The following is a 26,392-nucleotide window of genomic DNA, read 5'->3' as shown; positions in this document are numbered from 1 at the left end:
CCTCCCATGCTCCGCCCGAGAGCGACGAGTGCGCGCGAGTAGGCAACGTCTCATCCTATTGCCATTCTCTTGCAGCAGTTTCTAGGGTTACCCCGTGCTGAACCGGCGTACACTGATCACCTCTTCCCTGGCCGCCTTCGCCGTGGCGGGAACGTCCTGCTCGGCTCCCCGGGGAACCGACGGTGGCGATCCCCGATCCATGCTGCTCGCCGACGGTTACGAGCCTGACAGCCTCAATCCGCTGCTCGGCTACGCGCGATCGGGTGCGGCCAAGTTCTACGACGGTTTGCTCGCCTTCGACGGCAACGGGCAACTGCATCCGGCGCTGGCGAAGGAACAGCCCAGCCCCACGGACGGCGCACGCACCTGGACCGTGCGGCTGCGCCGCGACGTGAGGTTCCACGACGGCAGTCCTTTTCGCGCACGCGACGTGGTGGCGACCTACCGCGCCGCCGTCGATCCCGCCTACGCGGCCACGATCAGTTCCGGGTTGTCGATGCTCGAGGACGTGGAAGCCGTGGACGAGCACACCGTGCGGTTCCGGCTCAGCATCCCCTACGCGGCCTGGCCCGCCCGTATGGTCATGGGCATCCTGCCCGAGTCCGCGTTGGCCGAAGCCGTGCCACAGGACGAGTCCCCGATCAATACGCAGCCGGTCGGCACCGGCCCCTATCGGCTCGCGGAGTGGCGGCGTGGTGAGCGAATGGTCTGGCGTGCCAACGAGAACTACTGGGGAGGTACGCCGCGGATCTCCGAGATCACCGTCGTTTTCGCCACCGACGACAACACCAGGGCGCAGCGCGTGCAGGCAGGGGAGTTCGACGGCACCGTGCTGCCCCCGCTGCTGGCCGAGCGGGTGGGCAACGGTTCCTACCGCACCGTGCATCACGACACCGCCGACTACCGGGCCATCACGCTGCCTGCCGACCAACCCGTCACGGGGGATCCCGCGGTGCGAATGGCGCTCAACCTGGCGGCGAACCGATCCGAGATGGTGGACAGTCTGCTCGGCGGTCACGGCGAACCCGCGTACACTCCCATTCCGGAGTCCATGGGGCGGTTCCACGAGCCCGAGGCGAAGTTGGAGTTCGACCAGGGGCGTGCCCGCCGAATCCTGGACGAGGCGGGCTGGCGGACCGGTTCGGACGGGATTCGCGCCAAGGAAGGCACACGGGCGAGTTTCACCGTGATGTACTTCGCCGACGACACCCTCCGCAAGAAGTTCGCCCAGGCGTTCGCCTCGGACGCCCGGAAGGTGGGAGTGCGGGTCGAACTGGCCGGAGTGGACCGCGCCGAAGCCGCCGAACGAATCGGTACCGACGCGATAGTGCTCGGTGGCGGCAGCCCGCTGGATCCTGACCTGCAGATGTATTCCGGTCTGCACTCCTCGATGATCGGTACCGGTACGTACCGGAACCCTGCCAAGTACCGCAACGAGCGGGTGGACTCGGCACTGGACGCCGGCAGGAGCACCGTCGAACCGGCCGAGCGTGCCAGGCACTACAAAGCGGCGCAGCGTGCCTACGTCGCGGACCCCGGCCTGGTTTATCTGGCGTTCATCCAGCACAGCTACGTCGTCCGCACCGGGGTTTGGGAGGGTTACGAACCCGTCGTGGAACCGCATACGCACGGCACCACCTGGGGTCCGTGGTGGAACGTCGAGGACTGGACGCCGAAGAAGTGAGAACACGCTCGAGAGTGCCCGCGGGCCGGGCGCGACCCCGCGCGGTCGCCGGACTCGTCGTGCGTCGGCTCGTGCTGGCGGTACCCGTGCTGCTGGTGGTCTCCCTCGCGGTGTTCCTGCTCGCCGCGGCATCGCCGTTCGATCCGATCCACCAGTACTACGGGGTGCAGATCTTCGACGCTTCGGCCGCGGACGTGGCCAGGGTACGAGAACAGCTCGATCTCGACCGCCCGGTGCTCGTGCGGTTCTGGGACTGGTTGAGCGGAATCCTGTCCGGTGACCTCGGCATGTCCCGCTCGATGCGCGCACCTGTCGCGGACGTGCTGGCGAGGCGTCTGCCGTGGACGCTGCTGCTCGCGTGCTGCGGTCTGGCTCTCGCCGTGGTGTTCTCGCTGGTGATCGGAACCGTGGCCGCTTGGCGGCAGGGTGGCTGGACGGACCGGCTGATCACGGCGGTCGGTCACGCGCTGGAGGGGATTCCGCCCTTCGTGGTCGCGCTGCTGGCCATCGCCCTGTTCTCGCTCGGCCTCGGGTGGCTGCCGGTGGCCGGTCTCACCGACGCGGGCAGTTCGCTCGGCCCGGCGCAGGTGATCGAGCACCTGGTACTACCCGCCGCGGTACTGGGAATATCGCAGAGCCCCTGGCTCGTACTGCACGTACGACAGTCGTTGCTGACAGCGTTCACCGAGGATCACGTCACCGGTGCCCGAGCCAGGGGTCTCCGCGAACGCGTCGTGGTCGCGCGGCACGCGTTGCCCACCGCGCTGTTGCCGTTCGTGACACTGATCGGTGCCCGTATCCCCGAACTCGTGACCGGCGCCGTGCTGGTGGAGGAGGTCTTCTCCTGGCCGGGCGTGGCCTCCGCCGTCGTCACCGCGGCGAGAGCAGCGGACTATCCGCTGCTGGCGATCCTGACCCTGCTCGCCACGGCCGCCGTGCTGCTCGGTTCCCTCTTGGCCGACGTGGCAGCCGTACTACTCGACCCGAGAGTCTCCGCTGATGGTTGAGCTCGAACCCGACAGTGCCACCGCGGGTCGACCCCGTCCCTGGCGCAGCGCCACTCGTGTCCGTGCCGGGGCCGTCCGGGGTGCGGCCGGAGCCGTGCGCGCACGGCTCCGGCTCGTTACGGCGATAACCGTGCTGTGCGTGCTCACCCTGGCCGCGTTGTTGGTTCCCGCCCTGTCCGCGGCACCCGGCACCGTGGACTACCAGGCCATACGACTACCACCGAGTCCGGGACATCCGTTCGGCACGGACACCTCGGGACGCGATCTGTTCGTGCGCTCACTGGCGGGACTGCGAGTGTCACTGCTCGTGGCGGCGGTCAGCACAGTGGTGTCCACAGTGCTCGGCACCGCGGTGGGTGCGCTCTCCGGTGCGTCGGGAGGATGGGCGGACCGGCTGCTGATGCGTGTGGTGGACGCGGTCAACGCCGTACCGCACCTGTTGCTGGGCATCGTGATCGTCGCGCTCTACCAGGGAACGGTGCTCGCGGTGGTGCTGTCCATCGGCCTGACCCACTGGGCCACTGTCGCGCGTGTGGTGCGTTCCGAGGTGCTCGGACTTCGTAACCGGCCCTATGTGGACGCGGCCGTCTCGGCCGGTGCCGGTCGATGGTGGGTGCTGCGCAAACACCTGCTGCCCGCGATCGTGCCTCAAGCGGCATTGTCCGCGGTGCTGCTCGTGCCGCACGCGGTGTTCCACGAGACCGCGCTGAGCTTCCTCGGTCTGGGATTGCCCCCGCACCTGGCCAGCATCGGCAACATTCTCTCCGACGGGAGAGAGGGGGTCCTGCTCGGTGCCTGGTGGATCGTGGCGTTTCCGGCCGGGCTGCTCGTGGCCACCACGCTCTCGGTGTCCGGGATCGCCGCCGCCTGGCGGGACCGGACGATTCCCACTCGACGTTCCGAACTGACGCTTTGAACGCCCCGCGAACCGAGCCGGATGGAGTGATCATCGGTGCAGCAGTCGCCACTGCTCTGGTTGGACGACATGTCGGTGCGTTTCGAACTGGGGCGAAGCCGTGGTTTTGAGTCCGTGCACGCCGTCACCGACGCCAGGCTGCGGCTGTTTCCCGGCCAGGTACTGGCGCTGGTTGGCGAGTCCGGCTGCGGCAAGTCCGTACTCGCCTCCGCACTGCTCGGGTTGCTGCCCGCCAACGCGTGGTCACGTGGTCGTGCCCTGCTGAGTTCCGCAACGGACGAGGACGTCGAGTTGCTCGCGGCGTCCGAGAGCGTGCTCGCGCGCGGCGTTCGCGGCAGGCGAGTCGGTCTCGTCCCCCAGTCCGCCGCGACCCACCTCACCCCAGTGCGCACCGCACGTGCCCAACTCTCCGAGTCGTTCCGTGAGCTGCGTGGGCGTGCCGACCGTGCCGAGGTGGACGCGCTGGCCCGCCGGGTCGGGTTGGAGCCTGCCGACCTCGATCACTATCCGCACGAGCTGTCCGGGGGCATGGCACAACGTGTCGCGGTGGCCTCGGCCCTGGTGGCCGAACCTCCGGTTGTCATCGCGGACGAGCCCACCACGGGACTGGACCGAGCGTTGGTCGATCGTGTCACGGATCTGCTCGGCGAACTCGCCGATCGCGAAAGAGGAGTGTTGTTGATCACTCATGACCTGGACGCCGCCGCACGGGTGGCCACCCACGTGGCGGTGATGTACGCCAGCCGGGTGGTGGAGAGCGGACCCGCGGCCGAAGTGTTCGGCGAGCCCTGGCACCCCTATACGAAACGGCTGCTGGCGGCCCTGCCGGAGGGAGGGTTTCAGCCCGTCCCCGGTCATCCACCGGCACTGACCGAGTTGGCCGAGCTCGAACGCGAGTGGGGGTGCGTGTTCTGCCTGCGTTGCCCCGAAACACCCGGTGTGGCGCCGTGCAACGGCGAGCCGGGCCTCGTCGAGTACGGGTGCAGGTCCGTCGCGGCGCATCCGCCGTGCTGAGCGCCAGAGGAGTGGCCGCGGGGTATGCCCGCGGTCGTGCCGTGCTCGACGGAGTGGATCTGACCGTTCCCCGAGGAGTGGTTCGCGGCCTTGCCGGACCGAGCGGTTGCGGCAAATCCACGCTGGCCAGGGTGCTGGCCCTGCTGCAGCGTCCCTGGTCGGGCACTGTCGAGCTGGACGGCCGTGAGATCCGGGGCGCCCGCTACTCGGTTCCCAGGGAGTCGCGCACCTCGGTGGGGATCGTTTTCCAGCAGCCCCGCCCCGCTGTGGACCCGCGTATGACGCTGCGCGAAATCGTCTCGGAACCGCTGCGGGTCCGTGGTGTGCGGCAGCTTCGGTCCGAAGTGGCGGAGTTGGCCGAGGTGACCGGTCTCGACGCGGAGCTGCTCGGCAGGATGCCGCACGAGGTCAGCGACGGCCAGTTGCAGCGGGCCTGCCTGGCACGTGCGCTGGCCCCGCGTCCTCGTTACCTGATCTGCGACGAGATGACCGGGATGCTGGACGCCTCCACCACGGCCGGGCTCGTCCGCGTCGTGACCCAGCGCGTGACGGAAGAGGGACTCGGTGTGCTGGCCATCAGCCACGACGAGTCGCTGCTGCGTGCCTGGGCCGGTAACGACGTCATCCGGTGGTAGGGCGGGGGAGTGTGGCAGGGTGAGGTGGTTGTCCGGTGCACGGTCATCACGTGTCGTGGTGGCCGTAGGCGCTCGATTGGTTGTGGAGAGCACTGATGAGTGAACAGACCACGTTCATGCAATGGCGTGAACGAGCCAAAACCGAGATCCGTGACGAACACCCGCAGCTGCGCTGGCTGCTGATCACTGCCGGAGTGGTCGTGGTGCTCGGGATCGTGCTGGGGGCCGCGGTGCTGCTGCTCCTCTGAGCGTTCGAGGTGGGGCGTCGCGCGCGACGCCCCACCCGCGACTCGGTCAGCCACCAGCTTCGTTCAGCAGCATCGCCACCGCTTCGTCGTTGCGAGCGGTTTCCCGCTCGATGACTTCGTCCGGTGGATAGAAACCGTCGATTCCTCCGCTGCCCGGATACATCTCGAACGTGAACGAGAGGATGCCGTGTTCGGCCCACATCCAATCGTTCACGCTGCCGTCGGTGACGTAGAGGTCACTCGACTGCATCGGTGTGTAGCCGTTGCTGCGCGCCATCGCGTTGCCCAACTCGGCGAACCGGCGGTACTGCTCTCGCGTCATGCCCGGTGCCGTGTCCGCGGTGGTGTAGCCGTACGGCCACAGCACCAGTTCCGAGAAGCTGTGGAAGTCGATGTGCGCGGTTATCCGTTGCCGCCCTTCCGACTCGCGTGATTCGACGAAGTCTTTTATCGCGGTGGTTTCCGGTGCGGAGAAGGGTGCCGGGCCGCGGTAGGTCGGTTGACTCGGGTTCCCGCTGGACCCGCCGCAGCAGCCCCACTTGTAGCCCCAGTTGCGGTTCAGGTCCACCGGAACGCTCTCCCGGTTGCGGCGCCAGGCCCGATAGCCGTCCCCCGACACGTCGTAGGTCGCGCCGTCCGGGTTGACCATCGGGATGATCCAGATCTCCCGGCTGTCGACCGCGTTCGTGATTTCGGGGTCGGAGCCGTGGTTGTCGGTATAACGCCGCAGGATACGCAGGCACATCTCGGTCGTGAGGTGTTCTCTGGCGTGCTGGTTGCAGGTGAACAGCACTTCCGGTTCGTTCTCGTCCGTCCCGGCGTTGTCACTGATCTTGACCACCGGGATGTCCCTGCCCCGCGCCGAACGGCCCGCGCTCGTGCTGTCGACGATTTCCGAGTGTTGGGCCGCCGCTTCCTCGATCTCCGAAATCGTTTCGGAGTAGGTGTGGTAGCCGCTGTCCTCGGGAGGGAAATCCGCGGGCAAGGCCTCTGCGGGAGCGGGGGCATCGGTCGTGGCGGGTAGACGTCGCGGGGTCAGCCCCCGAGCACGCAGCCGTTCGGCCTGCGCCGGGGTGGCTTCTACGAAGGCGGTCTTCCCGGTTACCGAAAGCACCAGCGCACCGGTGCGATTGACAGCTGTGCGAGAAGCGGTGTCGGTGTTCGGGACCCGGTAGACAGCCCTGTGGGGATCTTCCTCGGCATGATCGCTTCCCCGTGCGAACGCCGACTGGGTGGCAGGCAGCGACAGCAGGAGAGCGGTGACCGACAACGCCACGGTGGTCCGTCGTCGTAGCGTGCGCATGTTCCTCCGATCGATCACGGAATCGGTGCTTCACCGAGGTTCACCGCGATTACCCTTCGTCACAACATGCCCACGTATGAGAGTGGGACCGTTTTTCGTGTTAGGAGACCTTGCCGATATGGCTTGCCTGCCCGCCCGGTGCGGCACGGCTCGTTCGTCCGGGGTGGCCCGTCCAGGCGTGTCGAGTGAAGCGGAGCTGCCGACGGAGCCGGTCAGGACGACGGATACCCTGGTTCCCAGCAACGTTTCGCGGAGGGAAGTCCCATGCTCAGCCGTATCGACCTGCGCGGTCGGGAACCGTCCGTCGGTGAGCTACGCAGCCGGCTGCCACGTGCCGGTATGGACGTGGAACACGCGCTGCCCGCCGTGCGGCCGCTGCTCGACGACATCGCCGAGCGCGGTGCCGCCGCGGCCCTGGACCACACCGAGCGGTTCGACTCCGTGCGTCCCGAGCGGGTACGGGTCCCCGACACGGAGCTGCGTGCGGCTCTGGAGGGATTGGACTCCTCGATCCGCACCGCGCTCGAGGAGTCCGTGCGTCGCGCCAGGAAGGTGCACGCCGAGCAGCGGCGTACCGACGTCACCACCGAGGTCGCCGACGGCGGCACGGTGACCGAACGCTGGGTGCCGGTCTCCAGAGTCGGGCTCTACGCCCCGGGTGGCCTGGCGGTGTATCCCTCCAGTGTCGTGATGAACGTGGTTCCGGCGCAGGCGGCGGGCGTGGAGTCGCTGGTGGTGTGCTCACCGCCCCAGCCGGAGTTCGACGGCAGGCCGCATCCGACCATCCTCGCCGCCGCCGCGTTGCTCGGCGTCGACGAGGTGTGGGCCGTCGGTGGCGCCCAGGCGGTGGGGCTGCTCGCCTACGGCGGTTCCGACACCGACGGGCGGGAACTGCTTCCGGTGGACATGGTCACCGGGCCGGGCAACGTCTACGTCACAGCGGCGAAGCGGCAGTTGCGGAACATCATCGGCATCGATGCCGAGGCCGGGCCGACCGAGATCGCCGTACTGGCCGACGAAACGGCAGATCCGGTACACGTCGCCACCGATCTGATCAGTCAGGCCGAACACGACACGCTGGCCGCCAGCGTGTTGGTGACCACCTCCGAGGAACTCGCCGACGCGGTCGACCAACGGTTGGCGGAACGCGTTCCCGCCACCAAACACACCGAACGGATCCGCACCGCCTTGACCGGGGAGCAGTCCGGCTGTGTGCTGACCTCCTCGATCCCCGACGGGATCCGGGTCGTCGACGCCTACGCCGCTGAGCACCTGGAGATCCAGACCGCCGAGGCCTCCCGGGTGGCTGCCGGGGTCCGCAACGCGGGCGCCATCTTCGTCGGTCCCTACGCGCCGGTATCGCTCGGCGACTACTGCGCGGGCTCGAACCACGTGCTGCCCACCGGTGGTTGTGCCCGGCATTCCTCCGGGCTGAGCGTGCAGAGCTTCCTGCGCGGCATTCACGTGGTCGACTACAGCGAGCGGGCGCTGCGCGAGGTCACCGAGCAGGTGGTCGCGCTGGCCGATGCCGAGGACCTCCCCGCGCACGGTGAAGCCGTGACAGCACGGTTCGAATGAGCCGGTCGACGAAACCGGCGTTCGGACACCCCTCCTGCCGAACAACGACGAATTGGTGGAATCGATGAGCGACGTGATCGGCGGCGAGACGACGCTGGCCGATTTGCCCCTTCGGGAGGACCTGCGCGGCCGCAGTCCGTACGGGGCGCCGCAGCTGGACGTTCCGGTGTTGCTGAACACCAACGAGAACCCGTTCCCACCTCCCGAACAGCTGGTCGACGACGTCGTCGCCACCGTCGGCGAGACCGCTGCCGGGCTGAATCGCTATCCCGACCGCGACGCGGTGTCGCTGCGCGAGGATCTGGCGTCCTACCTGTCCGGTGCCACCGGCGTGTCGATCTCGTCCGACAACGTGTGGGCGGCCAACGGCTCCAACGAGATACTGCAGCAACTCCTGCAGGCGTTCGGAGGGCCCGGGCGCACCGCGCTGGGCTTCGAGCCGTCCTATTCGATGCATCCCGTGCTCGCCGCGGGCACACGCACGGACTGGCTGCCCGAGCCCCGTCGTTCCGACTTCACGCTGGACGGTGCCGAGGCGGCGCGAGCGGTGACCGAACGTCGGCCGGACGTGGTTTTCGTGACGAGCCCGAACAACCCTACCGGGCAGTCGATCGATCCCGAGGACCTGCGCGCCCTGCTGCGCGCCGCTCCCGGTCTTGTCGTCGTGGACGAGGCGTACGTGGAGTTCTCACAGCGGAACAGCGCGGTCTCGTTGCTGGCCGAGTTCCCCACCAAACTCGTCGTCAGCCGGACCATGAGCAAGGCTTTCGCGTTCGCGGGTGGACGTCTCGGCTACCTTGCGGCTTCTCCCGCCGTGATCGACGCGTTGCTGCTGGTGCGGCTGCCGTACCACCTGTCCACCGTCACCCAGGCGGCCGCGCGGGCCGCGTTGCGGCACGCCGACGCCACACTCGGCGGGGTCAAGCAGCTGGTGGACGAGCGTGCCAGGGTGACCGGCCGGTTGCGTGAACTCGGATTCACCCCGGTCGACAGCGACGCCAACTTCGTGCTGTTCGGCATGTTCGAGGACGCCCACCGCGCCTGGCAGCGCTACCTCGACTCCGGGGTGCTGATCCGGGACGTGGGTATCGGTGGCCACCTCAGGGTCACCATAGGATCGCCGCGGGACAACGATGCCTTCCTCGCGGCCAGTGAGCGAGTCCGTGAGGAGCTCTCCCGGTGAACGACACGGTTTCCCGTACCGGACGGGTGGAACGCACCACCAAGGAATCGACGGTCTCGGTCGAGCTGGATCTCGACGGAAGCGGCCGTGTCGAGGTCGACACCACTGTGCCGTTCTACGATCACATGCTGCACTCGCTCGGCACGCACGCCGCGTTCGACATGACCGTGCGCGCCAGTGGGGACATCCACATCGACGCGCACCACACCGTCGAGGACACCGCGATCGTGCTGGGACAGGCGCTGCGCCAGGCTCTCGGGGACAAGACGGGTATCCGCCGGTTCGGGGATGCCTGGATACCGATGGACGAGACACTGGCGCACGCGGCCGTCGACGTTTCCGGGCGACCCTACTGCGTGCTGACGGGGGAACCCGAGCAGTACAACACGTTCAGCGTCGGCAACAACTATCCCTTCGTGCTCAATCGGCACGTGTTCGAGTCGTTGGCCTTCCACGCCGGGATCAACTTGCACGCTCGGGTGATCCACGGCAGGGATCCGCATCACATCACCGAGGCGCAGTACAAGGCGATCGCCCGCGCATTACGCGCCGCCGTCGAGCCGGACCCTCGGTTCGCCGCCACGGTTCCTTCCACCAAGGGAACGCTGTAACCGGTTTCGAATCGGACCGGTTTCGAATCGGACCGGTTTCGAACCGGATCGGGCTCGCTCCGGCCGAGTGGCGGTTTCCCCGCGTCACGGTGTTCCGGTGCCCAGGTCACACGAGCGGGTGGAACTGCAGGGTGACTCACTTGACAACACCGCAATACGGTCGCATTGTCGCTCATTAAGCAACATAGCGTGCATTACGCAACAGAAGTGTTGCCGCTTTGACAATGGTGTCAAGGGAGAGCGCATGACCGGATCACCGCTGGCCGGGGCGAGACCACCCTCCGTTCCGGATCACCCCGCCGACATCGGTTCCGTGCTGGAAGCGGTCGGCGATACCCCGTTGCTGCGTATCGAGGGAATCCGGGTCAAGCTCGAGTTCCTCAACCCGTCGGGTTCGATCAAGGCGCGTATCGCCACTTACATGATCGAACGCGCCGAACGGGAGGGACTGCTGCGTCCCGGCGACACCATCGTGGAAGCCAGCAGTGGTAACACCGGCAACGCCATGAGCATGGTGGCCGCGGTCAAGGGATACCCGATGCTGGTGGTGATGCCACGCAACGTCAGCACCGAACGTGCGGCCATCTCGCGTGCTTTCGGTGCCGAGGTCCGTACCACCGGCGACTTCCACGTAAACGACGCGCTGCGCACCGCACGCGAGCTCGGTGCGCAACCCGGCTATTTCGCGCCGCAGCAGTTCGACAGCGAGTGGAATGTCGACGAGAACCGCAGCTGGCTCGGTCCGGAGATCCTGCGGCAGTTTCCGCCGGGCGTCCAGCCCGATGCCGTGGTCGGTGGTGTCGGCACCGGTGGAACGATCATCGGGGTGGGGCAGGCGTTCCGCGCTGTCAACCCGGGATGTCGGATCGTGGCCGTGGAACCCAACGAGTCGTGCACCCTGGCATGCGGTGAGATCGACAAGCACCTGATCGAGGGGATCTCGGACGGCTTCGTGCCGGGAGTGTTCGACAGGCATCGCCACGAGGTGGACGAGATCATGGCCGTGGACAGTGCCGAGGCCATCGAGCAGTCCCGCGAACTCGGAAGACGCTACGGTCTGTTCGTGGGGCCTTCCTCGGGGGCGCATCTGCTCGCCGCCAAACGGCTGCGGCGTGCCAGACCGGAGCTGGGGGAGATCGTGACCTTCCTCGCAGACGAAGGAGAAAAGTATCTCACCGAACACTTCGCCTGATCGAAGTTCTTCGGTCGCGTTGTCGGGGTGCTCGCTTGGCGGAACCTCCCGCCGGCTCTCGCTCCGGGCGGCCCGACATCGGGTAGGTACTACACAACGTCGGGCCGTCCTCGCGAGAGCGCGACGCGGGAGAACCCGCGGGTGGTCGCGCTGGTGACGTGGTTTCGACGCTTCCAACACCGGAAAGGCTCACGCCGATCGGCAGCGAGCCAGGAAAACATCGATGAGAACCGGGGCAACCCGGTTGGCGTGGGCGGAGTGAACTCGTCGCAGCGGTGCTCGTCGCCGCTTCGGGGGCTCCATTGGGGCTCGTGCTGGCGTTTACGGCGTGCCGGCGCGATGATGTATCTGTTCGACCAGTGAATTCGCGGCGAAAGGCGGGGTGGATCACGTGAGTCGGCGCGGCCCCGATAAGGACATCGACGAATCGGAACTCGAAGTGCACGGCCGAGAGCGATCCGCTGCCGGGGTGCGGGGAGTGGTGGTTTCACTCGCCCGGAGTCTGCAGCAGATGGGGCCGGTACGTACCGCCAAGACCCTGCCGTTGCTGAATCAGCGTGCTGGATTCGACTGCCCCGGATGCGCATGGCCCGAACCGAGGGAGGCCGATGGCGGTTCCCGAAAGCGGGCGGAGTTCTGCGAGAACGGAGCCAAGGCCGTCGCCGAGGAGGCCACCACCCGCACCGTCGGCCCCGAGTTCTTCGACCACCACTCGATCGACGAACTCGCCGAACGAACCGACTACTGGCTGGGGCAACAGGGACGCCTGACTCGGCCGATGATCCGGCGCGAGGGGGACACCCACTACCGACCGATCGACTGGCAGCGAGCGTTCGAGGTCATAGCGGACAAACTCCGCGAGATCGGGCCGGAGCGCACCTCGTTCTACACCTCGGGGCGGGCGAGCAACGAGGCGGCATTCTGCTACCAACTGCTGGCACGTTCGTTCGGCACCAACAACCTGCCCGACTGCTCGAACATGTGCCACGAATCCTCCGGAACAGCCCTGAGCGAGACCATCGGCGTGGGCAAGGGCTCGGTCACCCTGTCCGACATCGAGCACGCCGATCTCGTCGTGGTCATGGGACAGAATCCGGGAACCAATCACCCCCGCATGCTGAGTTCGCTGGAGCGCACCAAACACAACGGTGGGCGGATCCTGGCGATCAATCCGCTGCCGGAAACCGGGTTGATGCGGTTCAGCAATCCCCAGAACGTTCGAGGAGTGGCCGGATCCGGCACCCCGCTGGCCGACGAGTTCGCCCAGATCCGGATCGGCGGTGACCTGGCGCTGTTCAAGGCGCTCGGTGCCCTGCTACTGCGGTTCGAGGACGAGGCGCCCGGCACCGTGCTGGACCGCGAGTTCATCGAGGAACACACGTACGGGTTCAACGAGTTCGCCGCACGCGGTCGGGACATCGACTGGCAGGAGGTCGAGCGGCTGACCGGCCTGGAGCAGCAGCAGATCGAGCGCATCGCCCGGATGCTCGCCGACTCGCGTTCGACCGTGATCTGTTGGGCCATGGGGCTCACCCAACACCGACAGGCCGTTCCCACCATCCGCGAGATCGTCAACGTACAGCTACTGCGGGGCATGCTCGGCAAACCCGGAGCGGGGCTGTGCCCCGTGCGGGGCCACTCCAACGTGCAGGGCGACCGCACCATGGGAATCTGGGAACGCATGCCGGAGTCCTTCCTGGCCGCGCTGGACGAGGAGTTCGGGCTCTCGGTGCCCCGCGAGCCCGGGCGGGACACGGTGGAGACACTGCGTGCCATGCACGACGGCAGCTGTACCGCGTTCTTCGGGCTCGGCGGCAACTTCGCCGCGGCCACACCGGACAGTGCCGCGACCGAGGCGGCACTGCGTGCCTGCGAACTCACCGTGCAGGTATCCACCAAGCTCAACCGTTCGCACGTGGTTCCGGGACGAACCGCGCTCATTCTGCCCACGCTCGGTCGTACCGAACGCGATCGTCAGGCCGGCGGGGAGCAGTTCGTCACGGTCGAGGACTCGATGTCGGTGGTCCACGGCTCCCGGGGGCGGCTGGAGCCGGCCTCGCCCGATTTGCTGTCCGAGGTAGCCATCGTGTCCGAACTGGCACGGACACTGCTCGGCGAGGATCACCCGGTCCCGTGGCGGGAGTTCGAGAACGACTACGACCGCGTCCGCGAGAGCATCGCCCGAGTGGTTCCCGGCTGTGCCGACTACAACAACCGGGTCCGTGAACCCGACGGATTCGTGCTGCCGCACCCCCCACGTGACAGCAGGACCTTTCCCACCGCCACCGGAAAGGCCAACTTCACGGACAATGTGCCGGACATGATCCACGTCCCGGAGGGCAGGTTGCTGTTGCAGAGCCTGCGCAGTCACGATCAGTACAACACCACGATCTACGGGCTCTCGGACCGGTACCGCGGGGTGGAGAACGCGCGACGCGTCGTGCTGGTCAACCCCGTCGACATCGCGGAACTCGACCTCGCCGAGGGACAGACCGTGGACCTCGTCTCGGAATGGGCGGACGGTTCAGGCGGCATCGAGGAACGCAGGGCCGATTCGTTCCGGGTGGTCGGCTACGCGACCCCGCGTGGCTGCGTTGCGGCCTACTATCCGGAGGCGAACCCGCTGGTTCCGCTGGACTCGGTGGCGGAGTACTCCAACACTCCGGTGTCCAAGGCCGTGGTGGTTCGATTGGAGCCCGGTCGGACGGTGGTGTGACGGCCCGGTCTCCGCACGCGGAACTCGCGAAGCACCGCTGCTAGGCTCCTGCCGCGGGTGTTCGGTTCTCCCGTGCCGATCATTTCCCGCCGAGACCGCCACGAAAGGTTTGCCCCGCTGTGCGCGATTTTCTGCCGATCATCCTGCTCGCGGTGGCGGGCTTCCTGGCAGGCGGTTCCTACTCGATGTGGAAGACCGCACGGGGGCCCGCCGTGGTGCTCGCCGCTGGCGCGGTACTGGCGCTGGCGGGCGGACTCCTCTGGATGTCGTGGTGACCCCGGGCTCGCGACGTGGCAGGACCACGCCGCGAGCTCCCGAGCCGCCGTGGGCGGCGATCAGATCACCGCGCTCAGTAGCAGTACGAAGCCCAGCGAGACGACGGAGGCCAGCGTCGTCACCAGGGTGCAGGTCTTGAGCGTGCCCCTGGTGGTCAGTCCGAACAGCCGCTGGAACATCCAGAAGAAGTTGCTGTTGACGTGCACCGCGAACAACGCTCCGGAGCCCGCGGCCAGGGCGATCAGCAGCGGTGCGATGTCGGTACTGCCGAGCGCCGGTGCCAGCACGCTGCCCGCGGTGATCGCCGCTACCGAGGTGGATCCGATCGTCACGTGCAGCACCACCGCGATGAACCAGGCCAGCAGCAGTGGGGACAGGGCGTTCGAGGAGAAGTAACCCGCCAGAATGTCCTCCAACCCCGTGGCCGAGATAACTCCGCCGAGTGAACCGCCGATACCGGTGATGATCAGAATCGGGCCGCACTCCCGTAGTCCGTTCCCCACGGCCGAACTCGCGACCTGCCGGGAGAAACTGCCCCACGCCAGCGAGTACGCGATGACGACCCCGATGAACAGCGCCACCAGCGGACTACCGAGGAAAGCCAGCGGTCCGGAGGTGATGCCCGCCACCTTGGCGATCCCGCCCCCCGCTATGAGCAGGATCGCGATGAACAGCGGCGCCAGCGACACGCCCAGTCCGGGTAGACGACGTTCCTGCCGGGGCGGGCCCGTGGGGGCATCCTCCGAGATTCCGGCTGTTTCCTCGTCCGGGACCCCGGTGGGATCCTCCTCGGCCAGTTCGTCCTTCTCGCCGTTCCACAGACCACCGCGCAGCAGCAGCCGGTAAAGGTAAATGGTCACGAGTGCCGTCGGCACCGTCACCAGCAGACCGAACAGCAGCATCCTGCCCAGTGAGACGTGCAGCAGACCGGCTACGGCCAACGCTCCCGCACCCGGGACGACCAGCACGAGCCCCAGCTCCGATCCCAGGATCAGCGCGGCGCCCATGGCCGCCCTGCCGTCCCGTCTGATCCGTGGCGCGATGGAACGCCCCAGCGGTGCCGTCAGCACGAGCAGCACGTCGGTGTAGATGGCCGGAAAGATACTGCTCATCGCGGTGCCGAACACGTACGGCGAGCGTTCGGCGCCGAATATCCGCAGTAGTCCCTCGGTCAACCGGCGTAACGCGCCGGTGACCGAAAGCAACGAGCCGAGTAGGACGCCGAAGGTGATCAACAGACCGATATCGGTCATGATCCCGCCGAATCCGCCGGTGATCGCTTCGGTGGTGCCGCTGAATCCCAGCCCGGTGGCGAGCCCGAGATAGAGTGAGCCGCACAGCAGCGCGATCAGCGGTTCGAGCCGAAGTGCGAGGATCAGCAGAATCGTGCCCGCGATCGCCACCCCGGTGTGCAACAGAATCAGCGATTCGTTCAACTGCCCAGCCTTCCATGGTCGCGACGGTTAACACCGTGTTGCGGTTGGCAACGTCGTTTCGGAACCATCGGTCGATGTCCTCGCGCTGTCAGCGTTGTGTTCATTTCGTTCACCGGGCCGGTCGCGGGCCGGGCCGGTCGGAAACTCGGACAGCCGTGGCCGAAAACCCCCGTCACGCCGCCGAACCGGGGCTTCGGCGACCACGGGAACCGGAGTCCCGACAGGAGAGTCACAGTGATCGCCGACCACCGGAAACGTGTCCGTGACCGTGCCGATCGCGGTACGCGCTGGAGTCTGGCTCGTCGACTGTTCGTGTTGCAGATCGTGATCGTGCTCGTCGTGGTGCTGTCGGGAGCCTGCCTGGCCTGGTACAGCGCGCGGGCGCGGAATCAGCAGGCCGCAAGGAACGAGGTGCGGGCCGTGGCCGAGACGTTGGCGACCACTCCCTTGGTGAGTTCGGCGTTGGACTCCGACGAGCCCAGCGCCCGATTACAGCCGGTGGCGCGCCGAGTCACCTCCCGTGCGGGCGTGGACTTCGTGACGATCATGAACACCCGCGGTATCCGCTACACCCATCCCGATCCGGAGCGGATCGGGGAACGGTTCTGGGGACACATCGGACCGGCACTGCGCGGGAACACGTTCACCGAGACCTACACCGGCACACTGGGCCCTTCGGTACGAGCGGTGGCTCCCGTGGTGGGCAGGCAGGGTGAGGTCAGGGCGCTGGTCAGCGTGGGAATCAGGGTTCGCGCACTGAGCCGCAGGTTGCGGGATCAGCTGCGTGCCCTGCTGCTGGTGGCCTGTGGTGCCCTGGTGTTCGGTGGGTTGGCGACCTACGCGGTCAGCGTGCGCATGCGCGGCCACACCCACGGGCTCACCCCCGCGGAGCTGAGCGGTATGTACGAGTACCACGAGGCCGTCCTGCACACGGTCGGTGAAGGCCTGCTGCTGATCTCGCCCGACGGAACAGTGACCTTGTGCAACGACGGCGCCGCGGCGCTGTTGGGACTCGGGAGCGAGTACGTGGCGGGACGCCGGGTCGGGTCCCTCGGACTGCCCGGGGCGTTGCTCGAAGTGTTTTCGAACGGTGCGCCGGTGCGGGACGAACCGCATCTCGTGGAGGACCGGATCCTGCTGGTGACCGTCGAAGCCGCTCACTCGGGCCGGGCGCTGGGCAACGTCATCACCCTGCGCGACCATACCGAGCTGCGCACGCTGAACCGCGAGTTGGAGACACTGCGCGGTTTCTCGGAATCACTGCGTTCGCGGGCACACGAGTCGGCGAACCGGCTGCACACCATAGTTTCGCTGGTCGAACTCGGGCGTACCGAACAGGCGGTGGAGTTCGCGACCTCGGAGCTGCGCACCGCACAGCAGCTCACGGATCGAGTGGTCGGCGCCGTCGACGAGCCGGTGCTCACCGCCCTGTTGCTGGGCAAGTCGGCCCAGGCTCGCGAGCGTGGGGTGGAGGTCAGGATCACCGAGGACACCCGCGTCGATTCGGCGCCGCGCGTCGGTTCCCGTGATCTGGTCACCATTCTGGGCAATCTGATCGACAACGCGGTGGAAGCGGTGCTCCTGGCCGAGAACCGGGCCCCCTTGGTGGCGGTGACCGTTCGCGCCGAGCGGGACTCGTTGTTGCTGCGCGTGGCCGACAACGGTTCGGGCGTCGATGTCGAGGAGACGCGGAACCTGTTTCGCCACGGGCACTCCGGTAAGGACGAGCGGAGAGGGATCGGACTCGCGCTGGTGGGACGAAGCGTGCGGCGTCACGAGGGGCGGATCGAGGTGTGCAACGGCGCCGAAGGACTGCGGGGCGCGGTCTTCACCGTGCGACTGCCGCTGGAGCCTTCCCAACCCGACGATCCGAGCGAGACGTGACCGTCGCCCGGATGGGCTTCCGGAGGAGAGCGGGCGGGCACGTCGCCGAGCGCGTCTCCGGGAACCGGGCGGACCACACCCCTGCCGGTGAGCTGCACGACAACCGGTGTGCTCGTGTGGCATGCTTCCCGCTGCCGTTGCCGGGGTGAGGAAGCGGACAACCGTGCGCTCGCGTCGCCCGGCGGGAAGTGTCGTGACGGTGAGGAATTCGGATGATTTCGGTGCTGGTGGTCGAGGACGACGAGGTGGCCGGTGAGGCACACGAGACCTGTACCAACAGTGTCGCCGGTTTCCGGGTGGTCGGGCGGGTCCGCACCGGGCAGGAAGCGCTGCGTTTCCTGACGCACACCGCTGTGGACCTCGTGCTGCTCGACCTACGACTGCCCGACATGGACGGACTGCGAGTCAGCAGGATGCTGCGTACCCAGGGCAGCGGTACCGATGTCATAGTGGTCACCTCGGCGCGTGATCTCGACCGGGTGCGTGAGTCGGTCTCCAGCGGTGTCGTGCAGTATCTGCTCAAGCCGTTCACCTTCGCGGCCATGCGGGACAAGCTGCGCAACTACGCGCGGTTCCGGGACGAGCTCTCCCGTGGCGGTGCCGTCAACGGGCAGCACGAGATCGACCGTGTGTTCGCCACGCTGCGTGACAACGATCGCCAGGAACTGCCCAAGGGAATGGACGAACAGACGCTGACGTCCGTGGCTTCGGCCCTGCGCGAGAGCGGGGACGGCGCCTCAGCCGGGACGGTGGGAAAACTGGCCGGGGTTTCCCGGGTGACGGCGCGCAGGTATCTCGAGTATCTGGTCGAGCGCGACATGGCACGACGTTCCCCGCGACACGGCGGTGTCGGACGCCCCGAGCTCATCTACAGTGCCGACCTCGACGACACGGGCTGAGCGATTCGTGCTCCGTTCAGAGCCCACCCTCGGCTTTCGGCCGAAGCCGTGGCGCAGCGGGACCGCTGGCAGCCATCCAGTCGTCGGGATTGTGCAGCGAGCACGTGTTCAGCGACAGACAGCCGCAACCGATGCAGCCGGTGAGCCGGTCCCGCAGCCGTTGCAGTCCGTCGATGCGGGCGTCGAGTTCGTCGCGCCAGCGCTCCGACAGCTTCGCCCAGTCCGCCCTGCTCGGAGCGTGATCGTCCGGCAGGGTGCGCAGCGCTTCCGCGATGTCCTCCAGGCTCAGCCCCACGCGTTGGGCGGCGCGGATGAACGCCAGTCGCCGCAGCACGCTCCGCTCGTAGCGTCGTTGGTTGCCGCTCGTACGCGTCGACCTGATCAGCCCGCGGTCTTCGTAGAACCGAAGTGCCGTGGTCGCTATTCCACTGCGTTCGGCGAGTTCACCGATGGTCAGTTTGGCGGCGGATTTCGACACTCCGCCAGCATAACGAGTGTGGAAGTGGTCAACTATGCGAATTCGGTCGAGCGCGTATCGGAACAGCCGCGGCCGTGAGCGCCGTCCTGGCACGCTACCGCTCCGGGAACGGGTAGGCTGGTCGCGTGCCACGAGTCGTCGTACTGGACTACGGATCCGGCAATCTTCGTTCGGCCGAGCGTGCCCTGGAACACGCGGGCGCGCGGGTCGAAGTGAGTGACGATCATCGTGCGGCCATGGAAGCCGACGGTCTCGTCGTTCCCGGGGTCGGGGCCTTCTCCGCATGTATGCGCGGATTGCTCGAGGTCGGTGGGGACGAACTCGTCGACCGGCGACTGGCCGAGAACCGGCCCGTGCTCGGTATCTGTGTCGGGATGCAGATCCTGTTCCAACGGGGGGTCGAGCACGGCGTGTCCGCCGAGGGAGTCGGCCGCTGGCCGGGTGTCGTGGAACCGTTGCGGGCTGAGGTGCTGCCCCACATGGGCTGGAACACGGTGACCGCGCCCTCCGACAGTGTGTTGTTCGCCGGGATGGACCCCGCCACCAGGTTCTACTTCGTCCACTCCTTCGCCGCCCGTGGTTGGGAGGAACCCGCCGGAGAGCCGAACAGCTCGCGAAGGTCGGTGTGGGCCGAGCACGGCGAGCCGTTCCTGGCCGCTGTGGAGGACGGTGCCCTGATGGCCACCCAGTTCCATCCCGAGAAGTCCGGTGCCGCGGGCAGCGCCCTGCTGCGAAACTGGCTGGAAACGCTGTGAGCGCACGTCGGTACGGGTTGATGCGTCCTGGCGGTGCCGCCAGAGTGGTGGCGTTCGTGCTGTGCTTCGGCATGGTTGTCGGGTTCTCAGCCACGTATCTGCTGGCGGCGGGGGTATCCGGCTGGTTGGTGATCTCCGTGGCTCTGCTGGTGCTCGCCGTTCCGGTGGGGGGCGCGCTGTACTCGGGCAGTCGTTCGCGAGGGCGGCGCTGAGCGCGACCGGTTCGACCGCCGCGCGGCACCGTCACGGGTGGCGGCGTACTCGTGGCCCGTTCGTCGTAGGCTTGGGCCGTGACTTTCACGTTGCTTCCCGCTGTTGACGTTGCCGATGGGCAGGCCGTACGTCTTGTGCAGGGTGCCGCGGGCACCGAGACCTCCTACGGGGATCCGTTGCAAGCCGCGTTGGCGTGGCAGCGGGCGGGGGCGGAGTGGATTCACCTCGTGGATCTGGACGCCGCCTTCGGGCGCGGTTCGAACCGGGAACTGCTCGCCGAAGTGATCGCGAAACTGGACGTCGACGTCGAGCTCTCCGGCGGTATCCGGGACGACGATTCGTTGCGCGCCGCGCTGGATACCGGTTGCGCCAGGGTGAATCTCGGGACGGCCGCGCTGGAGGATCCGGAGTGGACCGCGAGGGTGGTCGCCGAGCACGGTTCGCGCGTCGCGGTCGGGCTGGACGTGCGGATCGGCGAACAGGGGCACCGGCTGGCCGCTCGTGGCTGGACGCGGGACGGCGGGGACCTGTGGCAGGTGCTCGACAGGTTGGACGCCGCCGGCTGCTGTCGCTACGTGGTCACCGATGTCAGCAAGGACGGCACGCTGGGCGGGCCGAACCTGTCGTTGCTCCGTGCCGTCTGCGACCACACGTCCGCGCCGGTGGTGGCCTCCGGCGGGATCTCCACTGTGGATGACCTGGTGGCGCTCGCCGAGCTGGAGCCGTCCGGGCTCGAGGGGTCGATCGTCGGCAAAGCGCTGTACGCGGGCAATTTCACCCTTGCCGAGGCGCTCGAAGCCGTCAGGGGATGAGCACGGGCAGCGGGTGACCTCGAACACGGGCGCGGCGATTTCGCGCGAAATCGCCGCGCCGTTCGGGTTCCGCACCCGTCCGCACGCGATCGTCGAAGCCGACGAACCGGTCCACCGGCGGACACTTATGCTGGTGGCATGGCGGTCGCTGTGCGTGTGATCCCCTGTCTGGATGTCGACCAGGGGAGAGTGGTCAAGGGAGTCAACTTCACCGGGTTGGTCGACGCGGGGGATCCGGTGGAGTTGGCGCGTCGCTACGACGGCGAGTGGGCCGACGAGCTGACCTTTCTCGACGTCACGGCCTCCTCCGCCGACCGAGAAACCACCTACGACGTGGTTCGTGGCACGGCCGACCAGGTTTTCATTCCGCTGACGGTAGGAGGCGGGGTGCGCGGTCCCGAGGACATGGACCGGTTGCTTCGCGCCGGGGCGGACAAGGTCAGCCTCAACACCGCGGCGATCGCGGATCCGGAACTTCTCCGCACGGCATCGCGTCGTTTCGGCGCGCAGTGTGTGGTGCTGTCCGTCGACGCCAGGAGGGTTCCGTCCGGTGGTGCGGAAACTGCCTCCGGATTCGAGGTCACCACGCACGGCGGTCGCAGGGGAACCGGCATCTGCGCGGTGGAGTGGGCGGTCCGAGCCGAACGACTGGGCGTCGGCGAGATACTGCTCAACTCCATGGACGCGGACGGCACCAAGGCGGGTTTCGACCTGGAGATGATTCGTGCCGTGCGTGCCGCCGTCCGGATTCCGCTGATCGCCAGTGGTGGTGCGGGAGACGTGGAGCACTTCGCACCCGCCGTGCACGCCGGAGCGGATGCCGTGCTGGCCGCCAGTGTTTTCCACTTCGGTGAACTGACCATCGAGCAAGTCAAGAACGCCATGCGAGCGGAGGGGATCACGGTCCGATGACCTCATCGGCACACCAGGAGGAGGCCCTCGACCCGGCCATCGCCGCGAGACTCAAACGCAACGGGGACGGGTTGATCGCCGCCGTGGCCCAGCAGCACGACACCGGCCAGGTGCTGATGATGGCCTGGATGGATGACGAGGCGTTGCGACTCACCCTGCGCGACAGGCGGGCCACCTACTACTCGCGCAGTCGCGCCAGGCACTGGGTCAAGGGCGAGTCGTCCGGCCACACGCAGTACGTGCGCGAGGTCCGGCTCGACTGCGACGGTGATACCGTGCTGCTGCTCGTGGAGCAGCATGGCGCCGCTTGCCACACGGGTGCCCCCGACTGTTTCGAGTCCGACGTGCTGCTGCGCCCCGAGGCGCGGGCCGCGACCGAGTGAGCACTCACCACAGCCCCGCTCGGGTGATCGGTTACCGGTACCGGCTCCGGGCGGGGAGCGGTCAAGGGCTCCGCGAAAGATTCGGCCGCAACGGCCCGGTCAGGTAACGTTGCAGACTGGGGGCGATGGTAGCCACCACGGTCTCGTGGTCGGCCCCCGCCAGCGGTTCCATCCGTACCACGTAGCGCATCATGCCCAAGCCGACCACCTGTGATCCGCACAACGTGGCACGCAGCTCGGGTTCGTCGGAGCCCAGCTCACGCAGCAACCTGCCGAAGAGTGCGGTGCTGAGGAACTCCCGCAGCATGCGCACCGCGCTCTCCCGCACGGACAGGCTGCGTATCAACGCGGTGAACTCGCCGCCTCCCGCCTCGTCCCACACCGACAGGAACATCCCCAGCATCCGCTCCGCCAGCTGCTCGTCGGGGCCGTCCAGCAGTAGCGGTAGCAGTTTTCCCGGCTCGATCGGTATGGCCACCGCCGCGGTGAACAGTCCCTCCTTGCCACCGAACCAGTGCCGCACCATCGCTGGGTCCACCCCCGCCCGGCTCGCGATGGCCCGCACGGTGGCGCCCTCGTAGCCGTTCTCGATGAACGCGGCGCGGGCCGCGTCGAGCAGTTCGCCCCTGGTACTCCGATCACCGCCACGTCTGCCCCGTCGTAGCCGGGTCTCCTCGTTGCCGTGGCTGTCTGGTCGCACGATCTCATCCTCACTGTCGGGACGCGGCTTCCGCAACTTCCGGTCAGTCGCGGTAAGCCGCCGTGGGCGGCCTGCGACAATGACCCCATGGTCGGCGACGGTGACATCGGCACTAGCAGCCCATCGCGAGCCGAATTCCGTGAGCTCGCCGTGGGGCGCCGGGTAATCCCGGTCGTGCGGCGACTGCTCGCGGATGACGAGACGCCGCTCGGGCTGTATCGCAAATTGGCGCGCAACGAGTCCGGAACGTTCCTGTTCGAATCCGCCGAGAACGGGCGTTCCTGGTCGCGCTGGTCCTTCGTGGGAGTGCACAGTGCCGCTGCTCTCACGGTGCGTGATGGTGAATCGCAGTGGCTGGGGACACCGCCGGCGGGCTTGCCCATCGACGGGGATCCGATGACGACGCTGCGCGAGACCCTGCGGCTGTTGCACACCGATCCGCTGCCCGGCCTGCCGCCGCTGACCGGCGGAATGGTCGGCTACCTCGGCTACGACACCGTGCGCCGGTTCGAACTCCTGCCGGAGGATACTGAGGACGATCTCGGTATCCCGGAGATGGTGATGCTCTTCGCCACCGATCTCGCCGCGCTGGATCATCACGAGGGGACCGTCACGTTGATCGCCAACGCGGTCAACTGGGACGACAGCCCCGAGCGGGTGGACGCGGCCTACGACGAGGCCGTAGCCAGGCTCGACGAGATGACGCGACGGTTGCACGTTCCCGCGCCCTCCACCGTGGCGACCTTTTCCCGGCCGGAGCCGGAGTTCACCCGGTACCGCGAGTCCGAGCGACACCGGGAGGCGGTGCGACGCGCCAAGGAGGCGATCCACGAGGGCGAGGCCTTCCAGGTGGTCGTCTCGCAGCGTTTCGAGATGCGCACCGACGCGCAGGCGCTGGACATCTACCGGATACTGCGCACGACCAATCCGAGCCCCTACATGTACCTGCTGCGGCTGCCTGATCCCGCCGACGACCAGCCGTTCGACATCGTGGGATCCAGTCCCGAGTCGTTGGTCAAGGTACGGGACGGCAACGCCACCACCTATCCCATCGCCGGGACCAGGTGGCGGGGCGCCGACGAGGACGAGGACGTCGCCCTCGAAAAGGAACTCATCAACGACGAGAAGGAGCGTGCCGAGCACCTCATGCTCGTCGATCTGGCCCGCAACGACCTGGGAAGGGTGTGCCGTCCCGGATCGGTGCACCCCGTGGAGTTCTTCCGAGTGGAGCGCTACAGCCACGTCATGCACATCGTCTCCTCGGTCACCGGTGAGCTCGCGGAGGACCACAACGCGCTCGACGCGGTGACCGCCTGTTTCCCCGCGGGCACGCTGTCCGGGGCGCCCAAGCCTCGTGCCATGCGGATAATCGAGGAGCTGGAGCCGACACGGCGTGCGCAGTACGGCGGAGTGGTCGGCTACTTCGACTTCGCGGGCAATGCCGACACGGCCATCGCCATCCGTACCGCGCTGCTGCGGCACGGTACCGCGTACGTTCAGGCGGGCGGCGGTATCGTCGCCGACTCGGACCCGGCGGCAGAGGACCAGGAGTGCCTGAACAAGGCCAGGGCGGTACTCAACGCCGTAGCCACCGCGGGGACACTCCGCCTCCCGGCGGAGGACCCGAGTGCCCGGATCGGTGAGGGCACGTCCGACGGCCACGTCGACGAGCTCCGAGTCGATACCGCGTTCCCGGGCGCGGGAGGGCCGCTTTCGAAGTGAGGCCTTTTACCCCACCCCGGGCGCCGGATCCGCCGGAGGTCCGGCTTCCCGAGACACCGAACCCCGGAGCCCGAGACGGGAGTGTGAAACCGGCTTGACCAACCGACAGGAGTCAACCGGGCGGAGCTTGGTGGGCCGCCGGTTGCTGGTCTCGTGCGTCCTCGGCATGCTTGCCGTCGCCGTCGGGCTGTGGGCGGCCGGTTCACTGGTGTGGCTCCGGCAGCGTTACCGGACACCGTTCTCCGGGGCGGACGTGGCGCGAGTGACCGGTGAGGCGATCCGCCCCGAGCTCACCCCGCTCGCGCTGGCCACCTTGGCGGCGATCGCCGCCGTGCTGGCGAGCGGTGGTCTGCTGCGTCGGTTGATCGGCCTGATCGTCGTCCTCGAGGCGGTTCTGCTGGGGTGGCGCCTGTTCGACTGGTTGGCAGGCCCATTGGGTGTCTCCGAGGTCCCCGGCGCCGCGCCGGGCAGCGAGCCGCTGGAAGTGCGGGGGGTGCTGCCCTACGGTCCCACGCTGATGGGGGGTGCGGCGCTGGTGCTCCTGCTGTGCGGCCTGGCGGTGATGTTCGCCGCCCGGCGAATGCCGGCAATGGGGTCCAAGTACTCCGCACCCGCCGAAGCACGGGAAACCCGTGATCCGGACCGGCGTCTCTGGGAGGATCTGGACGAAGGGCGCGACCCCACCGAAGCGGGTGACGGAGACGAGAACGATTGATTCCCGGCCGAGGGCCGGTCACGGCTCGGGGAGGGAGCGTTCCGGGGCCGCGACAGAACTGTGTTTTTCCCGGCGCAGGGCCTTCCTGGTAACGCGAGTGCGCGTCGACCAGGGACCAAGGTCCTTGATGCGCTGGGACATTGTTCCGCCCCCTGCGGCGGGGTTCACACTGAACGGGTTTAGCATCGGTACCGCGACCGGCACGGCGGGGAAGGGGAGTGTCGTGATCGAGCGCGATAGGACGATCCGCGCGTATTGCCACCTGCGAGTAAGTGTCCGGCCGGCCCTGTGCGAGGTGGCCTCGTGAGTGTTTTGGACACGATCATCGACGATGTTCGACAGGACCTGGCCGCCCGTGAGGCGGAGGTCCCGTTCGAGGAGGTCAAACAGCTTTCGGCGGCCGCGCAACCACCCAAGGACGTATGGGCGGCACTGCACGAACCCGGCGTCGGCGTGATCGCGGAGGTGAAGCGGCGCAGCCCCTCCAAGGGGGAGCTGGCCGACATCGCCGAGCCCGCCGATCTCGCCGCCGGATACTACGAGTCGGGTGCACGCATCATCAGTGTGCTCACCGAGGAGCGTCGCTTCGGGGGCTCGCTGCGGGACCTGGACGCGGTACGCGCCCGGGTGAACGCACCGCTGCTTCGGAAGGACTTCATCGTCAGTCCCTACCAGGTGCACGAGGCCCGTGCGCACGGTGCCGACATGGTGTTGCTCATCGTCGCGGCCCTGGAGCAGAATGCTCTCGAAGCGCTGCTGGACCGTGTGGAATCGCTCGGCATGATGGCCCTGGTCGAGGTGCACACCGCGGAGGAGGCGGATCGCGCGCTCGCGGCCGGCGGCAAGATCATCGGAATCAACGCGCGTGACCTGCACACTCTGGAGGTCGACCGCGACGTATTCGGTCGCATCGCTCCGGGGCTGCCCGCCGGGGTCATCAAGATCGCGGAATCCGGTGTGCGGGGGCCCAGCGATCTGATGGCCTACGCCGGTTCCGGCGCCGACGCGGTGCTGGTGGGCGAGGGGCTGGTCAGCAGTGACAATCCACGTGCGGCGTTGACACAGTTGGTCACGGCGGGGTCGCATCCCGCCTGCCCGCGTCCCAGCCGCGGATAGGAAG

General features: G+C 67.7%; 27 protein-coding genes. 23 read left to right on the top strand and 4 right to left on the bottom strand.

Going from position 1 to position 26,392, the window contains the following annotated elements:
* Positions 1-94: 94 nt before the first annotated feature.
* From ACOQFL_RS06315 to ACOQFL_RS06290, 6 genes are all read left to right on the top strand, one after another.
* A complete protein-coding gene (locus tag ACOQFL_RS06315; protein WP_435543141.1) occupies positions 95-1,684 on the top strand; it encodes an ABC transporter substrate-binding protein in 1,590 nt (529 codons plus the stop codon).
* A 14-nt stretch (positions 1,685-1,698) separates the two neighbouring features.
* Positions 1,699-2,691, top strand: coding sequence for an ABC transporter permease (locus ACOQFL_RS06310; RefSeq protein WP_435543365.1), 993 nt, complete (start codon positions 1,699-1,701; stop codon positions 2,689-2,691).
* Positions 2,684-3,607, top strand: a complete 924-nt coding sequence (locus ACOQFL_RS06305; protein WP_435543140.1) for an ABC transporter permease — start codon at positions 2,684-2,686, stop codon at positions 3,605-3,607. The genes ACOQFL_RS06310 and ACOQFL_RS06305 overlap by 8 nt, the downstream gene beginning before the upstream one ends.
* A gap of 69 nt (positions 3,608-3,676) precedes the next feature.
* The gene (locus tag ACOQFL_RS06300) at positions 3,677-4,621 is read left to right on the top strand and encodes an ABC transporter ATP-binding protein (RefSeq protein ID WP_435543364.1); all 945 of its coding nucleotides are present in this window, start codon (positions 3,677-3,679) and stop codon (positions 4,619-4,621) included.
* Entirely contained in the window at positions 4,615-5,256 is a 642-nt protein-coding gene (locus tag ACOQFL_RS06295; protein WP_435543363.1) for an ABC transporter ATP-binding protein, read from the top strand. The genes ACOQFL_RS06300 and ACOQFL_RS06295 overlap by 7 nt, the downstream gene beginning before the upstream one ends.
* 95 nt (positions 5,257-5,351) lie before the next feature.
* Positions 5,352-5,504, top strand: coding sequence for a hypothetical protein (locus ACOQFL_RS06290; protein WP_165400588.1), 153 nt, complete (start codon positions 5,352-5,354; stop codon positions 5,502-5,504).
* Positions 5,505-5,550: 46 nt separating this feature from the next.
* On the opposite strand, the gene ACOQFL_RS06285 is transcribed toward ACOQFL_RS06290, so the two are convergent.
* Positions 5,551-6,807: a M14 family metallopeptidase gene (locus ACOQFL_RS06285; protein WP_435543139.1), complete on the bottom strand. Its 1,257-nt coding sequence runs from the start codon at positions 6,805-6,807 to the stop codon at positions 5,551-5,553.
* 264 nt (positions 6,808-7,071) lie between these two features.
* Here ACOQFL_RS06285 and hisD point away from each other — a divergent pair, with 264 nt between their 5' ends.
* The 6 genes from hisD (at position 7,072) to ACOQFL_RS06255 (ending at position 14,362) form a co-directional block, all read left to right on the top strand.
* A complete protein-coding gene (gene hisD / locus ACOQFL_RS06280; RefSeq protein WP_435543138.1) occupies positions 7,072-8,385 on the top strand; it encodes a histidinol dehydrogenase in 1,314 nt (437 codons plus the stop codon).
* A gap of 64 nt (positions 8,386-8,449) precedes the next feature.
* On the top strand, positions 8,450-9,568 hold the full coding sequence (locus ACOQFL_RS06275) for a histidinol-phosphate transaminase (RefSeq protein WP_435543137.1): 1,119 nt from the start codon (positions 8,450-8,452) through the stop codon (positions 9,566-9,568).
* Positions 9,565-10,179: an imidazoleglycerol-phosphate dehydratase HisB gene (gene hisB, locus ACOQFL_RS06270; RefSeq protein ID WP_092627358.1), complete on the top strand. Its 615-nt coding sequence runs from the start codon at positions 9,565-9,567 to the stop codon at positions 10,177-10,179. Before ACOQFL_RS06275 ends, hisB begins: the two co-directional genes overlap by 4 nt.
* A gap of 244 nt (positions 10,180-10,423) precedes the next feature.
* On the top strand, positions 10,424-11,371 hold the full coding sequence (locus ACOQFL_RS06265) for a PLP-dependent cysteine synthase family protein (RefSeq protein ID WP_435543136.1): 948 nt from the start codon (positions 10,424-10,426) through the stop codon (positions 11,369-11,371).
* Between the two features lie 391 nt (positions 11,372-11,762).
* Positions 11,763-14,087 carry an FdhF/YdeP family oxidoreductase gene (locus ACOQFL_RS06260; protein WP_435543135.1) on the top strand — a complete coding sequence of 775 codons (2,325 nt, stop codon included), beginning with the start codon at positions 11,763-11,765 and terminating at the stop codon, positions 14,085-14,087.
* A gap of 119 nt (positions 14,088-14,206) precedes the next feature.
* Positions 14,207-14,362, top strand: coding sequence for a CG2302 family histidine operon protein (locus ACOQFL_RS06255; RefSeq protein ID WP_435543134.1), 156 nt, complete (start codon positions 14,207-14,209; stop codon positions 14,360-14,362).
* A 60-nt stretch (positions 14,363-14,422) separates the two neighbouring features.
* Here ACOQFL_RS06255 and ACOQFL_RS06250 read toward each other — a convergent pair whose 3' ends face one another.
* Positions 14,423-15,799: a GntP family permease gene (locus ACOQFL_RS06250; protein WP_435543133.1), complete on the bottom strand. Its 1,377-nt coding sequence runs from the start codon at positions 15,797-15,799 to the stop codon at positions 14,423-14,425.
* Between the two features lie 234 nt (positions 15,800-16,033).
* On the opposite strand from ACOQFL_RS06250, the gene ACOQFL_RS06245 reads away from it, so the two are divergent.
* Both ACOQFL_RS06245 and ACOQFL_RS06240 read left to right on the top strand, forming a co-directional pair.
* On the top strand, positions 16,034-17,683 hold the full coding sequence (locus ACOQFL_RS06245; protein WP_435543132.1) for a sensor histidine kinase: 1,650 nt from the start codon (positions 16,034-16,036) through the stop codon (positions 17,681-17,683).
* A 212-nt stretch (positions 17,684-17,895) separates the two neighbouring features.
* Positions 17,896-18,582 carry a response regulator gene (locus tag ACOQFL_RS06240; RefSeq protein WP_435543131.1) on the top strand — a complete coding sequence of 229 codons (687 nt, stop codon included), beginning with the start codon at positions 17,896-17,898 and terminating at the stop codon, positions 18,580-18,582.
* 16 nt (positions 18,583-18,598) lie between these two features.
* Here ACOQFL_RS06240 and soxR read toward each other — a convergent pair whose 3' ends face one another.
* Entirely contained in the window at positions 18,599-19,060 is a 462-nt protein-coding gene (soxR, locus tag ACOQFL_RS06235; protein WP_435543130.1) for a redox-sensitive transcriptional activator SoxR, read from the bottom strand.
* A 125-nt stretch (positions 19,061-19,185) separates the two neighbouring features.
* Here soxR and hisH point away from each other — a divergent pair, with 125 nt between their 5' ends.
* The 6 genes from hisH (at position 19,186) to hisI (ending at position 22,135) form a co-directional block, all read left to right on the top strand.
* A complete protein-coding gene (hisH, locus tag ACOQFL_RS06230; RefSeq protein WP_435543129.1) occupies positions 19,186-19,815 on the top strand; it encodes an imidazole glycerol phosphate synthase subunit HisH in 630 nt (209 codons plus the stop codon).
* Positions 19,812-20,027: a hypothetical protein gene (locus ACOQFL_RS06225; protein WP_435543128.1), complete on the top strand. Its 216-nt coding sequence runs from the start codon at positions 19,812-19,814 to the stop codon at positions 20,025-20,027. Before hisH ends, ACOQFL_RS06225 begins: the two co-directional genes overlap by 4 nt.
* Positions 20,028-20,105: 78 nt before the next feature.
* Positions 20,106-20,840: a bifunctional 1-(5-phosphoribosyl)-5-((5-phosphoribosylamino)methylideneamino)imidazole-4-carboxamide isomerase/phosphoribosylanthranilate isomerase PriA gene (gene priA / locus ACOQFL_RS06220; RefSeq protein WP_435543127.1), complete on the top strand. Its 735-nt coding sequence runs from the start codon at positions 20,106-20,108 to the stop codon at positions 20,838-20,840.
* A gap of 13 nt (positions 20,841-20,853) precedes the next feature.
* Complete coding sequence (locus ACOQFL_RS06215) at positions 20,854-21,000, top strand: hypothetical protein (protein WP_435543126.1); 147 nt, start codon at positions 20,854-20,856, stop codon at positions 20,998-21,000.
* Entirely contained in the window at positions 20,979-21,752 is a 774-nt protein-coding gene (hisF, locus tag ACOQFL_RS06210; RefSeq protein ID WP_435543125.1) for an imidazole glycerol phosphate synthase subunit HisF, read from the top strand. Before ACOQFL_RS06215 ends, hisF begins: the two co-directional genes overlap by 22 nt.
* Positions 21,749-22,135 (top strand): phosphoribosyl-AMP cyclohydrolase, encoded by a 387-nt coding sequence (gene hisI / locus ACOQFL_RS06205; protein ID WP_435543124.1) that lies wholly within the window; start codon positions 21,749-21,751, stop codon positions 22,133-22,135. Before hisF ends, hisI begins: the two co-directional genes overlap by 4 nt.
* Before the next feature lie 61 nt (positions 22,136-22,196).
* On the opposite strand, the gene ACOQFL_RS06200 is transcribed toward hisI, so the two are convergent.
* On the bottom strand, positions 22,197-22,835 hold the full coding sequence (locus tag ACOQFL_RS06200) for a TetR/AcrR family transcriptional regulator (protein ID WP_435543123.1): 639 nt from the start codon (positions 22,833-22,835) through the stop codon (positions 22,197-22,199).
* 87 nt (positions 22,836-22,922) lie between these two features.
* On the opposite strand from ACOQFL_RS06200, the gene ACOQFL_RS06195 reads away from it, so the two are divergent.
* From ACOQFL_RS06195 to trpC, 3 genes are all read left to right on the top strand, one after another.
* Positions 22,923-24,557 carry an anthranilate synthase component I gene (locus ACOQFL_RS06195; RefSeq protein WP_435543122.1) on the top strand — a complete coding sequence of 545 codons (1,635 nt, stop codon included), beginning with the start codon at positions 22,923-22,925 and terminating at the stop codon, positions 24,555-24,557.
* Positions 24,558-24,651: 94 nt separating this feature from the next.
* A complete protein-coding gene (locus tag ACOQFL_RS06190; RefSeq protein ID WP_435543121.1) occupies positions 24,652-25,272 on the top strand; it encodes a Trp biosynthesis-associated membrane protein in 621 nt (206 codons plus the stop codon).
* A gap of 303 nt (positions 25,273-25,575) precedes the next feature.
* Positions 25,576-26,388: an indole-3-glycerol phosphate synthase TrpC gene (gene trpC / locus ACOQFL_RS06185; protein ID WP_435543120.1), complete on the top strand. Its 813-nt coding sequence runs from the start codon at positions 25,576-25,578 to the stop codon at positions 26,386-26,388.
* Positions 26,389-26,392: the final 4 nt, after the last annotated feature.

This window comes from Actinopolyspora sabaoui (assembly GCF_051225635.1).
Classification (GTDB): Bacteria; Actinomycetota; Actinomycetes; order Mycobacteriales; family Pseudonocardiaceae; genus Actinopolyspora.
The sequence above is the reverse complement of the archived record's forward strand: the minus strand, read 5'-3'. Positions and strand labels throughout refer to the sequence as shown.

Coding starts and splice junctions, on each gene's coding strand:
- ACOQFL_RS06305 (WP_435543140.1), top strand. CDS start 2,684: ATGGTTGAGCTCGAACCCGACAGTGCCACCGCGGGTCGACCCCGTCCC.
- ACOQFL_RS06300 (WP_435543364.1), top strand. CDS start 3,677: ATGTCGGTGCGTTTCGAACTGGGGCGAAGCCGTGGTTTTGAGTCCGTG.
- ACOQFL_RS06290 (WP_165400588.1), top strand. CDS start 5,352: ATGAGTGAACAGACCACGTTCATGCAATGGCGTGAACGAGCCAAAACC.
- ACOQFL_RS06285 (WP_435543139.1), bottom strand. CDS start 6,807: ATGCGCACGCTACGACGACGGACCACCGTGGCGTTGTCGGTCACCGCT.
- hisD (WP_435543138.1), top strand. CDS start 7,072: ATGCTCAGCCGTATCGACCTGCGCGGTCGGGAACCGTCCGTCGGTGAG.
- ACOQFL_RS06275 (WP_435543137.1), top strand. CDS start 8,450: ATGAGCGACGTGATCGGCGGCGAGACGACGCTGGCCGATTTGCCCCTT.
- ACOQFL_RS06265 (WP_435543136.1), top strand. CDS start 10,424: ATGACCGGATCACCGCTGGCCGGGGCGAGACCACCCTCCGTTCCGGAT.
- ACOQFL_RS06240 (WP_435543131.1), top strand. CDS start 17,896: ATGATTTCGGTGCTGGTGGTCGAGGACGACGAGGTGGCCGGTGAGGCA.
- hisF (WP_435543125.1), top strand. CDS start 20,979: ATGGCGGTCGCTGTGCGTGTGATCCCCTGTCTGGATGTCGACCAGGGG.
- hisI (WP_435543124.1), top strand. CDS start 21,749: ATGACCTCATCGGCACACCAGGAGGAGGCCCTCGACCCGGCCATCGCC.
- ACOQFL_RS06195 (WP_435543122.1), top strand. CDS start 22,923: ATGGTCGGCGACGGTGACATCGGCACTAGCAGCCCATCGCGAGCCGAA.